Origin of the sequence: Acinetobacter minutum (assembly GCF_035916735.1) — a bacterium.
Lineage (GTDB): Bacteria > Pseudomonadota > Gammaproteobacteria > Pseudomonadales > Moraxellaceae > Acinetobacter.
The window spans coordinates 17,742-31,171 of the sequence record NZ_JAQIHG010000001.1 but is presented as its reverse complement, the minus strand read 5'-3'; the positions used below and the strand labels follow the sequence as shown (position 1 = coordinate 31,171).

Annotated in this window: 14 protein-coding genes; 10 read left to right on the top strand and 4 right to left on the bottom strand. The window is 48.1% G+C overall.

Annotation, left to right across the window (positions count from 1 at the left end; all coding sequences use genetic code 11):
• Positions 1-17: 17 nt before the first annotated feature.
• From PAE54_RS00155 to bamJ (PAE54_RS00135), 5 genes are all read left to right on the top strand, one after another.
• Entirely contained in the window at positions 18-1,118 is a 1,101-nt protein-coding gene (locus tag PAE54_RS00155) for a polysaccharide biosynthesis/export family protein (RefSeq protein ID WP_326517960.1), read from the top strand.
• The gene (locus PAE54_RS00150) at positions 1,119-1,547 is read left to right on the top strand and encodes a low molecular weight protein-tyrosine-phosphatase (protein ID WP_326517959.1); all 429 of its coding nucleotides are present in this window, start codon (positions 1,119-1,121) and stop codon (positions 1,545-1,547) included.
• 17 nt (positions 1,548-1,564) lie between these two features.
• Entirely contained in the window at positions 1,565-3,754 is a 2,190-nt protein-coding gene (locus PAE54_RS00145; RefSeq protein ID WP_326517958.1) for a polysaccharide biosynthesis tyrosine autokinase, read from the top strand.
• A 178-nt stretch (positions 3,755-3,932) separates the two neighbouring features.
• A complete protein-coding gene (gene bamJ / locus PAE54_RS00140; RefSeq protein ID WP_326517957.1) occupies positions 3,933-4,640 on the top strand; it encodes a BamJ family beta-barrel-assembly machinery protein in 708 nt (235 codons plus the stop codon).
• A gap of 47 nt (positions 4,641-4,687) precedes the next feature.
• Positions 4,688-5,380 carry a BamJ family beta-barrel-assembly machinery protein gene (gene bamJ / locus PAE54_RS00135; RefSeq protein ID WP_326517956.1) on the top strand — a complete coding sequence of 231 codons (693 nt, stop codon included), beginning with the start codon at positions 4,688-4,690 and terminating at the stop codon, positions 5,378-5,380.
• A gap of 63 nt (positions 5,381-5,443) precedes the next feature.
• Here bamJ (PAE54_RS00135) and murJ read toward each other — a convergent pair whose 3' ends face one another.
• Together murJ and ampD are read right to left on the bottom strand one after the other, a co-directional pair.
• Complete coding sequence (murJ, locus tag PAE54_RS00130) at positions 5,444-6,994, bottom strand: murein biosynthesis integral membrane protein MurJ (RefSeq protein WP_326517955.1); 1,551 nt, start codon at positions 6,992-6,994, stop codon at positions 5,444-5,446.
• A 59-nt stretch (positions 6,995-7,053) separates the two neighbouring features.
• Positions 7,054-7,635 (bottom strand): 1,6-anhydro-N-acetylmuramyl-L-alanine amidase AmpD, encoded by a 582-nt coding sequence (gene ampD / locus PAE54_RS00125; protein ID WP_326517954.1) that lies wholly within the window; start codon positions 7,633-7,635, stop codon positions 7,054-7,056.
• Positions 7,636-7,803: 168 nt separating this feature from the next.
• Here ampD and nadC point away from each other — a divergent pair, with 168 nt between their 5' ends.
• Complete coding sequence (gene nadC, locus PAE54_RS00120; protein WP_326517953.1) at positions 7,804-8,649, top strand: carboxylating nicotinate-nucleotide diphosphorylase; 846 nt, start codon at positions 7,804-7,806, stop codon at positions 8,647-8,649.
• A 62-nt stretch (positions 8,650-8,711) separates the two neighbouring features.
• Here the strand turns inward: nadC and rph are convergent, their stop codons facing one another.
• A complete protein-coding gene (gene rph, locus PAE54_RS00115) occupies positions 8,712-9,428 on the bottom strand; it encodes a ribonuclease PH (protein WP_326517952.1) in 717 nt (238 codons plus the stop codon).
• A gap of 180 nt (positions 9,429-9,608) precedes the next feature.
• On the opposite strand from rph, the gene PAE54_RS00110 reads away from it, so the two are divergent.
• On the top strand, positions 9,609-10,262 hold the full coding sequence (locus tag PAE54_RS00110; RefSeq protein ID WP_326517951.1) for a TetR family transcriptional regulator: 654 nt from the start codon (positions 9,609-9,611) through the stop codon (positions 10,260-10,262).
• A 55-nt stretch (positions 10,263-10,317) separates the two neighbouring features.
• Here PAE54_RS00110 and PAE54_RS00105 read toward each other — a convergent pair whose 3' ends face one another.
• Positions 10,318-10,935 carry a thiol:disulfide interchange protein DsbA/DsbL gene (locus tag PAE54_RS00105; protein WP_273777819.1) on the bottom strand — a complete coding sequence of 206 codons (618 nt, stop codon included), beginning with the start codon at positions 10,933-10,935 and terminating at the stop codon, positions 10,318-10,320.
• A gap of 180 nt (positions 10,936-11,115) precedes the next feature.
• Between PAE54_RS00105 and ubiG the strand changes: the two genes are divergently transcribed.
• Genes ubiG through PAE54_RS00090 form a run of 3 tightly spaced genes read left to right on the top strand, consistent with a single transcriptional unit; the run spans position 11,116 to position 13,301 of the window.
• Complete coding sequence (gene ubiG, locus PAE54_RS00100) at positions 11,116-11,829, top strand: bifunctional 2-polyprenyl-6-hydroxyphenol methylase/3-demethylubiquinol 3-O-methyltransferase UbiG (RefSeq protein WP_273777822.1); 714 nt, start codon at positions 11,116-11,118, stop codon at positions 11,827-11,829.
• Positions 11,830-12,534: an HAD family hydrolase gene (locus PAE54_RS00095; RefSeq protein ID WP_273777823.1), complete on the top strand. Its 705-nt coding sequence runs from the start codon at positions 11,830-11,832 to the stop codon at positions 12,532-12,534.
• A 20-nt stretch (positions 12,535-12,554) separates the two neighbouring features.
• Positions 12,555-13,301 (top strand): YciK family oxidoreductase, encoded by a 747-nt coding sequence (locus tag PAE54_RS00090; protein ID WP_273777824.1) that lies wholly within the window; start codon positions 12,555-12,557, stop codon positions 13,299-13,301.
• The last annotated feature ends 129 nt before the right edge of the window (positions 13,302-13,430 follow it).

Here is a 13,430-nt window from a genome sequence, read left to right as displayed (position 1 = left end):
AAGACATAGGGTTTCGAGTGAACTATCCACGCTTTTTATGTATTTTGGCCTTCAGCATATCAATAAGCGGATGTGCGGTCACTTCTGGCTTACAAACCTATGATTTACCCCAAGAAGGCATATACCAAACCGAGCTAGGCACCCAGGTGAACGTGGTACGGCTGACGCAGGAAACCCTGCCTGTCGTTCAACCTGCACAAATTCATTATCAAAAAGATTATGCCTTTTTATTTCAAAATAACGTACGGAACTACCGTTTAAATCCGGGCGATATTTTATCGATTCAACTCTGGGCCTATCCAGAAATTACGCCCCCTGCAAACAATATTTCTAACCCGCAATCTGCCCAGGCCAACGGTTACCAGATTGACCAAAGCGGCTATATCCATTTCCCGCTAATCAACCGTTATAAGGCAGCGGGTAAAACCCTGCAACAGATCAACCAGGAACTGCGTGGCCAGCTGGCACGTTATCTGAAAACGCCAGATGTGATCGTGCGGGTACTTGCCTATCAAGGGCAGCGTTATTCGGTTCAGGGCAATGTCAAACAGGGCGGACAATTCTATCTGAATGATCAGCCGGTCAGTGTCTATACCGCGCTGGGTCTGGCGGGTGGGGTCACGGAACAGGGCGATACCACTTCAATTCAGCTGGTTCGCAATGGGGTGACCTATGACCTGAATACCCTTGCCCTGGAAAAAGCCGGTTTTTCTCTGCATCAGCTGCTGATCCAGCCGAATGATACGCTATATGTCAATTCCCGAGAAAACCAGAAAATTTATGTGATGGGTGAGGCTGGCAAGAATCAGGCGCTACCGATGCGCAATCAGGGTATGACTTTAAGTGATGTCTTAGGGGAAAGCCAGGGGATTAATCCGCTGTCTGCCAGTGCCGGCCGGATTTATGTGCTGCGTAACAATCCGAATGACCAGAGCACGGAACTGTATCATCTCAGCCTGAGCAGCCTGGGTGATTTTGGTCTGGCCAACCAGTTTAAAATGCGCAGCAACGATATCGTCTATGTGGATGCCACGGGCCTGACCCGCTGGCAGCGTGTAGTTACCCAGATTATTCCATTCTCCAGCATTGTGAATACAGCAGCGGATTTGGGTAACTAAATGCAGATTCAGCATATCCTGGTGGTCTGTGTGGGCAATATCTGCCGTAGCCCGATGGCGGAATATTTCCTGAAACAGCATTATCCGCATTTACACATTGAATCGGCAGGCATTGCCGCGCTGACCGGTCACGGCGCCGATGACAAGGCCCAAGCCTGCATGCAACGGCATGGCCTGGATCTGCAACCGCATATCGCCAAAAAACTGAATGCCACACAGATCAAGCAGGCCGACCTGATTTTAGTGATGAGCAAAAACCAGCAGAAACATCTGGAACAGACCTGGCCTTTTGCCAAAGGCAAGGTGTTCCGTTTGGGACACTGGCAAGACCAGAATATCCCCGATCCTTACCAGCAGGAGCAGCAGGTTTTTGATGACACCTGTGCCCTGATTCAGCGCTGTATTGCCGACTGGAAAAACTATATTTAAATTTTGATAGCCATATTATGAGCCAGAACACCTCTACCGAAGATACAATTGATTTAAAAGAATTATTTTTCTCCCTGATCGCACAATGGAAATTGATCGCACTGTGCATCATCCTGAGTTTGGTGGCTGCCCTGCTGTATTTACGGGTAACACCGGATACCTATGCGGTGGATGCACTGGTTCAGGTCGAAGACAAGAAAGGGGCCTCTGCTGCCCTGCTCGGTGATCTTTCCGAAATGATCGAGCAGAAATCTCCGGCACAGGCCGAAATCGAGATTTTGAAATCACGGCTCATTCTGGGTTCGGTCATCCATCATCTGAATCTGGATCTCAGCATTGCCAGCAACGAAGATACACTGACCAACCGCCTGTTCCAGCCGCGTACGTATCAAACCGAGTACCAGCCGCAGTATGTGCGTTTCAAAGAAGATGAAAAAAGTTTTGAGATCCGCCAGTTTGAGATCCCGGCATCACTGCTGGACAAAAACCTGGTGCTTAAATTTCAGCAACACAGTTTTAGCCTGACACATCCCGAGACCCAGGAAGTCATCTTACAGGGCACACTCAACCAGCCAATCCAAAGCCATTCTGCACTTGGCTCCTGGAAAGTGGCGATTTTTACCCGTGATCAGCTGACTGCCGATTACGCGATTCAAAAAATGTCCTTACCGGCAGCGGTCAATGCATTGGCGACCAACTACTCGGTAGCAGAAAAAGGCAAGTTGACCGGTATTCTGGGACTGAACTATCAAGGACAGGATAAACAGCACATTACCCAGGTGCTGAATGCCATTTTGGCGGCCTACAGCCAGCAGAATATTGAACGTCGTTCAGCAGAAACCGCACAGACCTTGAAATTCCTGGATGAACAGTTACCAGACCTGAAAAAACAGCTGGATGATGCCGAACGGGCCTTTAACCAGTTCCGTCAACAGTACAATACCGTGGATGTCACCAAAGAATCGGAACTGTACCTGACCCAAAGCATCCAGCTGGAAACCCAAAAGGCTGAGCTGGAACAGAAACAGGCGGAAATGGCCGCCAAATATACCGCCGAACACCCGGCCATGCGTGAAATCAATGCGCAACTGGGCGCCATCAATAGCCAGATTGGCGAGCTGAATGGGACCTTGAAACGTTTGCCCGAACTGCAACGTCAGCACCTGCAGCTGTACCGCGAAGTTGAAGTGAAACAGCAGTTATACACCTCTTTGTTAAACTCCTACCAACAACTGCGTGTTGCCAAAGCCGGTGAAATTGGCAATGTACGGATTGTCGATACTGCAGTAGAACCGATCAAACCAATCAAACCGAAAAAATTAATCGTTCTGGTTCTGGCTTTATTCCTCGGTGGCTTCCTCGGTACGCTGCTGGCCTTGTTGCGCAATATGCTGCGCTCGGGTGTAAAAGATGCCAGCCAGATCGAGAACGAGCTGGATCTGCCGGTTTATGCGGCTGTACCCCACTCTCCAATTCAGGAACGTGGACTTAAGTTGCTGAAAAAGAAAAAGACCTTGCCTTTGCTGGCAATTAAGCACAGTGATGATATTGCTATTGAAAGCTTACGCAGCATGCGGACTGCAGTGCATTTTGCCCTCACTCAAGCCAAAAACAATATTATTATGATTTCAGGCCCTGCTCCTGAGGTAGGTAAGTCTTTTATTTCAAGTAACTTGGCTGCAATTCTGGCCCAAGCCAATAAACGTGTACTGGTGATTGATGCCGACCTGCGTCGCGGTTATTTGCATAAATATTTTCATCGAGACAACCAACCGGGTCTATCTGAATATTTAAATGGTCAAAACTCACTTGAACAGATTATTCAGGCGACAGAGGTTGCCAATTTAGATGTGATGACACGTGGTAAAAGTCCAAGTAATCCTTCTGAATTATTGAGTTCAGAACAGTTTTCTGATCTGTTAAAGCAATTAAGCGGTCGATACGATCATATTCTGCTGGATACACCACCAGTCTTGGCTGTGACAGATGGGATCATCGTATCTCAATACGCAGGTGTCAATTTAGTCGTTGCACGTTATAGCAAGACCCAAATGAAAGAGCTTGAACTCACCCTGAACCGTTTTGAACAAGCTGGCGTTAAAGTGAATGGCTTTATTCTGAATGACATTCAACGTGCTGCGGGCGGATATGGTTACGGCTATGGCTACAACTATGCCTATAGTTATAAAGCCAAAGAAAAAGATTAATCCTCACCTCAAATTTAAGCCAGCGATCGCGCTGGCTTTTTTGTTGGAACATCAAACATGCAACACAAATTCTGCACAGAAAAATCCTGCGTTTTCTGTTATAGAAGGATATGCTTGAGAGCAGTTTCTGCTAAGATCAAAAGCAAATATTTACCATAATACGAATTTGGGAAAACCTATGAGTAAAGCTTTACCCGTTGCAGTTGCAGTGATTTTGGGCGGTGTGGCCCTAATCCCGGTGTATTACGCAACGCAACACCCTGCTACCCCAACCAGCAGCAAAATGAGCAAAGATGCTGCTCCAGTGTCGAAAATCAGTTATGCACTTGGCTATGAAGTGGCACAGCAAACCCCACCAGAACTGGATATCAACAGCTTTGTGACAGGTGTCCGTGAAGGCCATGCCAAACAAAAACCGGCCTATACGGAAGAAGAACTCCAAGCAGCGTACGCCCAGTTCCAGAAAGACATGCAGCAAAAACAAGTACAGCAAGCACAGCAGGCCAAATCAAGCAGCGCAACCTTCCTGACTGAAAATGCCAAACAACCTGGCGTTAAAACGACCGCTTCTGGCTTACAGTACAAAATCATTCGAGAAGGGACGGGTAAACAGCCAAGTGCAACCTCTACAGTCAAAGTGCATTACAAAGGTCAGCTCACTGACGGTAAGGTTTTCGACAGCTCGTATGACCGTGGCCAGCCAATCGAATTCCCGTTAAATCAGGTGATTCCGGGTTGGACTGAAGGTTTGCAGTTAATGAAAGAAGGCAGTAAGGCGACACTTTATATTCCAGCCAAACTCGGTTATGGTGAACAAGGGGTTCCGGGAATGATCCCGCCAAACAGTACCTTGATCTTTGATGTCGAATTGATTCAAGTCAAATAACAACGAAATTCAAGGAGAGCGCAAGCTCTCCTTTTTTGAGAATGCTTATGAAAAAAAGCCTGATTTTTCTTGCTGTTCTGGGGACTATGCCAAGTGCTTTTGCAGCAAGTGTAAACAATAAAAGTACTCAAGCCGAGCAAGCTGGCTACAGCTATGGCTATGTGATGGGGCGCAATAATGCCGACACCTTAAAAAACCTGAATCTGGATGCCTTTTTAGAAGGCTTAAAAGATGGGGTACAAGGCAAAGCTTCGCGTTTAACCGATGAGGAAATGGGCAAGGCGCTGAGTGAATACAAACGCCAGACTGAAGCCAAACAACTGGTCGAATTCCAGCAGCGTGCCGATGAAAATGCCAAACAAGGCACTGCTTTTTTGGCAGAAAATGCGAAAAAATCAGGTGTCATCACCACAAAATCTGGTCTGCAGTATCAGGTGTTACAGGCAGGACAAGGTAAGTCACCACGTGCCAAATCCACGGTCAAAGTTCATTATGAAGGCCGTTTGCTCAATGGCACCGTGTTTGACAGCTCGATTGCGCGCCAACAACCGGTGGAATTCCAGTTGAGTCAAGTCATTGAGGGCTGGACTGAAGGTCTGCAAACCATGAAAGAAGGTGGCAAATCCCGCTTCTTTATCCCGGCCCGTCTCGCCTACGGCGAAATTGGTTCAGGGGATGCCATTGAACCGAATAGCACGCTGATTTTTGATGTGGAACTGATTAAAGTCGTACAACAGTAAAACTGGATCAGAACACCTAAAGCAAAAACACCGCAATGCGGTGTTTTTTACATCTTGAATTGCTTAGTGTTTTAAATGGCGAGGTCTGAACCCTGTGGCCAACAAACCAAGCAGATAAGCCACAACACCTAAGACACAAAGCCCGGTCACTTCAGCTACACGCAGCCATTGTGATACCTCGCCATTATACCAGCTCAGGCCATACCACAAGGCAACGATCATCGTCACATTGGCTATACCATATTGCAGCATCAGCTTTTTCCAGTGGCCGCCAAAACGGAAAATGTGCCGTTTATGCAGATAATAATAGAGTAATCCGGCATTCACTAAGGCTGAACCAGAAGAAGCCAACGCCAATGCCATGTGCTCGGCATGCCAGTCGATCAGTTTAAAGAAACCGAGAAACATCACGTTTAAAATCGCATTCGCCGCAACCGACATCAAACCGACACGTACCGGTGTTTTGGTATCCTGCTGGGCATAGAAGCCTGGAGCAAACACCTTGATCAGCATGAAAGAAATCACCCCGGCACTCATACATTGCAGTGCCAGTGCAGTCATTTCAGTATCCTGAAGGGTAAACTGGCCACGCTGGAACAGGGCCTGGATAATCGGGGTCGATAGCATAAACAGGGCGATACTGGCCGGGATGCCGACCAAAATAATCACCCGTGCGGCCCAGTCCAGCATCGCTCTGAACTTGACCTGATCGTGCTCGGCATGACGTGCCGACAGCGACGGTAAAATCACGGTACCAATCGCCACACCAATCAAACCAAGTGGCAACTCCGTCATCCGCTCGGCACTGTATAACCAGGATACGGAACCATCCTGCATGAAGGATGCCCAAATGGTATTCAGCAACAGATTAATTTGGGTCACTGATACACCGAACAGAGCAGGCAGCATCAATTTTAAAATGCGCTCGACCCCTTCATGTTTAAAATCGACTTTCGGTGGAATCAGCAGATTTTTGCGCCATAACTCCGGAATCTGTAATGCCAGTTGCAGCACACCTGCCGCGACCACTGACCAACCCAGCGCCATAATCGGCTCGGCCATATACGGCGTCAACCACCAGGCACCGGCAATCATCGCAATATTCAGCAACACCGGGGAAAATGCCGGTGTGGTAAAGGAACCATAGCTATTCAGAATACTGCTGGCAAATGCCGTCAGCGACATAAACATCAGATAAGGAATGGTCAGGCGGAACATCTCCACTGCCTGATCAAACTTCTCGGCATCGCCATGGAAACCAGGGGCATAAATATAGACGATAGCGGGCGCGATGATCATCGCGACCAGGGTCAACGTTGACATGACCATGAGCAGGCAACCAAATACCCGGCTAATCAGGATCTGGACTTCAGCATGGGCACGACTGGTCTTATATTCAGTCAGCACCGGAATAAAAGCCTGGGAAAAAGCCCCCTCAGCAAACAGGCGTCGGAAAAAGTTGGGAATGCGGAAAGCGACCACGAAAATATCGAACTCTTTGCCTGCACCAAATACATTCAGCAAGACCACATCGCGGACCAGCCCCATAATTCGGGACAGCATGGTCATTGCACTGACTACCATAGTCGATCGCCACAGCGCCATCGCACCCACCTAAGTTTAAAAATAAGCGCTTATTGTAAAGAAAACTCAGGTGGAATTTCGTTGCTAATTCATTTATGCGTGCTTTTTTTTTGCTGCAACAGCTCACGGAAATAATGCCAGTCGAAATACGGTCCTGGATCGGTTTTGCGTCCCGGGGCAATATCCGAATGACCGGCCAGATGCTGCTGGATTTTAGGATAAGCCTGTTGCAGACTCGCCACTACCTGAGCCAGAACCGCGTACTGCACCGATTCAAACGGCTGGTCGTCACTGCCTTCGAGTTCAATGCCAATCGAATAGTCATTACATTCTTTTTTGCCCAGATAACTGGAACGACCGGCATGCCAGGCCCGGTCATTGAAATTGACAAACTGCAGCACTTCCCCGCTACGTAAAATCAACAGGTGAGCCGAAACCTGCATGCCCTCAATGGTCTGAAAATACGGATGTGCCTGCCAGTCCAGCTGATTCTGAAAAAATTTCTCAATATAGCCGCCGCCAAATTGCGACGGCGGCAAGCTGATATTATGAATGACCACCAGCTGGATCTCGGTGTGTGCAGAGCGGTCATTAAAATTGGGCGAAGGCACAAAGCGGGCACCCAGCAGTTGTCCATTCTTCACCTGAAAATGTGCTGTACTGTGTTGCATGCATTCCCCTATTGTGCGATAGCCTGACCGCTGAGATCGGTAAAAGCCGTGTTTGATGTGCCGCCAAGTGTAACGCGACAAAAAGCAAATTGAAAATCATCCCTTTTTGGCAGCACAGTGCTAATATATTGCACACTTTTTATAGGCCAGAAACAACACGGAAATCCTATGAGCATACCTCAATCTTTGCTTGAGCAATCCATTCAGATCAACATTCAACAAGCATTACAAGAAGATATCGGGGATGGGGATATTACCGCGTTGCTCACGCCTGAAGATGAACAGGCCACTGCCACCATCATTACCCGTGAAGACATGGTGTTAGCCGGTCAGCCTTGGGTCAATGCACTCATTCAAGCCTATGATCCAAACGTGAAAATCGAATGGTTAAAACAGGAAGGTGAACAGGTTCAGGCCAACGAAGCCTTTTTGAAACTGGCCGGTTCAGCACGCAGCCTATTAACCGTTGAACGTCCAGCACTGAATTTTGTGCAAACCTTGTCTGCCGTGGCGACCAAAGTTGCCCACTATGTGAAAGAGCTAGAAGGCTTACAGACCAAACTGCTCGATACCCGCAAAACCATTCCAGGTCTGCGCATTGCACAGAAATATGCGGTAACAGTCGGTGGCGGACAAAATCACCGTTTGGGTCTGTTTGATGCCTTCCTGATCAAGGAAAACCATATCATGGCAGCAGGCGGCATCCCACAAGCGATCGCCAAAGCCCATGAAATTGCACCGGGTAAACCCGTCGAAGTCGAAGTGGAAACCTGGGATGAACTCAATCAGGCACTTGAAGCCGGTGCCGACATTGTCATGCTGGATAATTTCAGCCAGCAGCAAATGATTGATGCAGTGAAGCATGTAGCAGGCCGTTGCAAACTGGAAGCTTCGGGTAACATCACCCTGGCCAATCTACGCGAAGTGGCTTCGACCGGTGTGGATTATATTTCCATGGGTGCATTGACCAAAGATGTCAAAGCGGTGGATTTATCCATGCGTTTTAATGCATAAAATACCCAAAATAAAAAAACCCGCGATTGCGGGTTTTTTTATGGGCGTTTAAATGCTCGTGATTACCAACCCAAAGCTTCTTGCTGTTTTTGCACCAGGGTTTGAATGCCCTGTTCGGCCAAAGCCAACATCTGGTCGGCCTGTTGACGCGTGAACGGCTTGTCTTCTGCCGTACCCTGAATTTCAATAAACTCGCCGGACTGGGTCATCACCACATTCAAGTCGGTTTCACAGTTAGAATCTTCTTCATAACAGAGGTCAAGCAAGACATCACCCTGATACATCCCTACCGATACTGCAGCAACCAGACCAGTTAATGGGTCATGCTTGATTTTTTTCTGGCTCAGCAACACATTCATGGCATCAACCAAAGCCACGGCTCCACCGGTAATTGCTGCGGTACGGGTGCCGCCATCGGCCTGAATCACGTCACAGTCAATGGTAATGGTATTTTCACCGAGTTTTTTCAAATCTACCATGGCACGCAGACTACGGCCAATCAGACGCTGGATTTCTTGAGTACGGCCACTTTGTTTGCCTCGTGCCGCTTCGCGGTCACTGCGGGTATGGGTTGAACGTGGCAACATGCCGTATTCAGCAGTCACCCAACCTTGTCCCTTCCCTTTCAAGAAACGCGGTACGGAGTTATCAATACTGGCGGTACACAACACTTTGGTATAACCGAATTCAACCAGCACAGAACCTTCAGCATAACGGGTATAATTACGCGTGATCTTAATCTCACGAAGTTGGTCAAGTGCTCGTTGGTCAATACGCATAAGGTTTCCTTTATCGCTACAGTTGATTGGAAGGCGTTCTAGTATAACAGATGCATCACTGAATCAGGAGCAAGCCACCATCTTAAAAAAATGTGAAATATTTCACATTTTAAACTCTAGGATTACGCTCTTTTTTAACTTTTTGCTACACTGTGAACATTTCTGATTCAGGGTGTCCTTATGTCGATTCGTGACGCACGCAAGCAACAGAGTCATCAGGCCTTGCTCGATACTGTCCTGCAATTGTGTACCCAGGGACGCTCGTTCAGCAGCCTGAGTTTACGTGAAGTCGCACGTGAAGTTGGTCTGGCACCCACGGCGTTTTATCGTCATTTTCAGGATATGGATCACCTTGGACTGGAGCTGGTTGATCAAGCCTCCTTGCAGCTCAAGAAGGTACTGTATCAGCTCAGCCTGGCTGCCCTGCAGCAACCGCAACACCCTCCGGAACATACCCTCGAGCTTTTTTTTCAAGCTGTAGAAGTCTATCCTCAACCGTGGATTTTTATGATTGCGGAACGTTGGGGGGGCTGTACGCCGGTGCGTGAAGCCATCGAACGGGAAATCAATTTTCTGATTGACGATTGTAGCTATAATCTTGCTCAACATGCCTCGATTCAGGCGCTACAACCTGCCGAACAGCAGGCTTTGGGCCATCTGCTGATCAATCTGGCACAAAGCTGGGCCATGTCCTGGATCAAATTATTACAGCAGAATGATGCGGCAAATTTGCCAGCGCAACGTGAGACTTTATTACAACGTAGCCAGACCCAGCTGCATTTGCTGTTCTGTGGCATTTTGCACTGTGCTGTTTCAGCTGCTGAACCAGCCTGACCATCACATGAGCATAAAAAAACCCGCCATAGCGGGTTGATACACCAATAAAATCTTATTTGGCTTTACGTTCTTTCTCGATCAGGTAATTCACCACTTGGGTGACTTTGGCGTCTTCACCTTGCACCACATATTTACCATTCACCACCACTGCAGGCACACCAGTTAACTGATATTGCTGGGCAAGACGGTTGGACTGAGCCACTTTGGCTGTAATCGCGAAGGAATTAAATAAGCTGTTAAATTTCGCTTCTGGTACGCCATAACGGGTAAAGAATTTTGCTTGTGATGCTTGGTCAAAAATTTGCTGCTTATTGACATGAATCGCATGGAATAATGGCAAGTGACTGCGCTTGCGTACACCCAAAGCCTCTGACACGTAATAACCACGAGCACCCTGTTCCCACACTGGATTCATCGCAGCGGGAGTACGCACAAAACGCACATCTTTTGGCAGTTTTTTCAACCAGGTCTGCATATGCGGTTCAAGCACGAAACAGTGCGGACAGCCATACCAGAAAAACTCACGGACTTCGATTTTACCCGGTACTTCCACTTTGACCGGATTCGCGACCACGCGATAGTCCGTGCCGGCCACAAAATTTGCCGCCATGGTTGTCCCCGAAAAGGCCATCACTGCAGCAGACACCGCACCCAAAATAAACTTTTTCATTGGCTTTATTTTTCCTCATCAATTGTTATGCGTAGCATATGCCGCCAATATAAAACAAATATGCGGAAATGGTTTTGCTTGTGTGAACTTTTTTACGCGATTTATCGCTTTTTCCAGAATTGACGCTACACTAGCAGCACAGAAGATTTCTCAAATAACCAGGTAAATTGAGGTGCCTCCATGTCGCAACCGAATGTTGATCCACAAGAAATTGCTAAATTCGAAGCACTTGCTGCCAAATGGTGGGACCAGCATTCTGAATTCCGTCCACTGCATCAAATCAACCCTTTACGTCTGAACTGGATTGACGAACATGCAGGAGGTCTGACCGGTAAAAAAGTCTTGGACGTGGGTTGTGGCGGCGGTATTCTCGCGGAAAGCATGGCGCGTCGCGGTGCCAATGTCCTCGGCATTGATATGGGCGAAGCCCCTTTGGCTGTGGGTCGTTTACATGCCGAACAGGAAGGGATTCAAAATATTGAATATCGCCAGATTCCAGTCGAAGAACTCGCCAAAGAACAGGCCGGCCAATATGACGTTGTGACCTGTATGGAAATGCTAGAACATGTCCCTAACCCCGCCTCGATTATCCAAGCCTGCCAGACTTTGGTCAAACCGGGCGGCCAAGTCTTCTTCTCGACCATTAACCGTAATCCAAAATCCTACCTGTTTGCGATTATCGGCGCGGAATATGTGCTGCGTATGTTGCCAAAAGGTACGCATGACTATCATAAATTTATCCGTCCATCCGAATTGGCACACGATATCCGTAATGCGGGCCTGCAACTGAAAGAAATGACCGGTTTACATTATAATCCGATCAGCAAACGTTACTGGCTGGCGCCGAACGTCGATGTCAATTACATGGTTTACACGGTCAATGCAGAGGGTTAAATGAAAGCGGTTTTATTTGATCTCGACGGCACGTTAATTGATACAGCAGCCGACTTTGTGCGCATTATTCAGGACATGTGTCGCCATGAAGGTCGCGAGATTGTGGCGGCTGACCTGATCCGCACCCAGGTATCCGAAGGCGCACGTGCCATGGTAAAACTGGTCTATCCGGAACTGGACGTGACCGATCCAGTTTTCTTGGGCCATCGACAACGCTTTCTGGATCTCTACGGTGAAGATATTGCCGTCGAGACCGACCTGTTTGACGGCATGTATCCCTTACTAGAACAGCTGGAAAACCAGCAGATTCCGTGGGGAATTGTCACCAACAAACCTCGTGGCTTGAGCGAAGCGCTGCTCGAGGCGCTGAATCTCACCCAACGCTGTGCCGTACTGGTTTGCCCGGAAGATGTCACGAAAACCAAGCCGGATCCTGAACCGATGTATCTGGCGGCACAACAGCTGGCGATTGACCCGGAACAGATCATTTATGTGGGTGACCATCCCCGTGATATTGATGCCGGACGCAATGCCAACATGTATACCATTCTGGCCGCCTATGGCTATTTGCCTTTACAACACAAAGATGACTTAACAGCCTGGCAAGCCGACTGTATAGTGGAGAATGTCACTCAACTGCATCAGACCCTACAGCAATTATTGACTTTACAACAAACGGGATCTGACAAGCTGGCCATAACATAACAATAGATAGGAGGTCTCTCATGAAATATTCCGAATACCAGCCCCGTCCGGACTTGCTGAAAGACCGCATTATTCTGATCACTGGCGCAGGAGATGGTATTGGTCGTGCTGCTGCGATCAGTTATGCCCTGCACGGCGCAACCGTGGTGTTGCATGGTCGTACACTGAACAAGCTCGAAGTTATTTATGACGAGATTGAAAGCCTGGGTGCGCCACAACCGGCCATTTTACCCTTGCAGCTCTCCAGCGCTTCGACACGCGATTATGAATTGCTGGTTGACACCCTGTCACAGCAGTTTGGTCGTCTCGATGGCATCCTGCATAACGCCGGCATTCTGGGTGAACGGACTGAACTGGCTCATTATCCAGTCGATGTCTGGGATGATGTCATGGCCGTGAACTTGCGTGCACCGTTTGTCATGACCCAGGCCTTATTGCCGTTATTGCAGCAGTCTGAGCACGCCTCTGTGGTCTTTGCCAGTTCCGGCGTAGGCCGTGAAGCACGTGCCCTGTGGGGTGCCTATTCGGTTTCAAAAATTGCCATCGAAGCAGTGAGCAAAATTTTTGCAGCAGAAAACACCTATCCGAATGTGCGTTTTAACTGTATCAATCCCGGTGCCACCCGTACCGCAATGCGTGCCAAGGCCTATCCGGATGAGGATCCAAAGACCCTCCCTTTACCGGAAGCCATTATGCCGGCCTATCTGTATCTCATGGGTGAAGATAGCCTGCATCTGAATGGAAGCAGTATTGATGCACAAGGTTAAACGACTAGGCGATTCGGTAAGCACCCGATAAGGGTGCTTTTTTATAACAGCCAGAAATTAAAATCGGATTATTAAATTAATTTTATAAAATTATTCGTTTTTTAAGATTTAAAAATTCCCGATATAGTC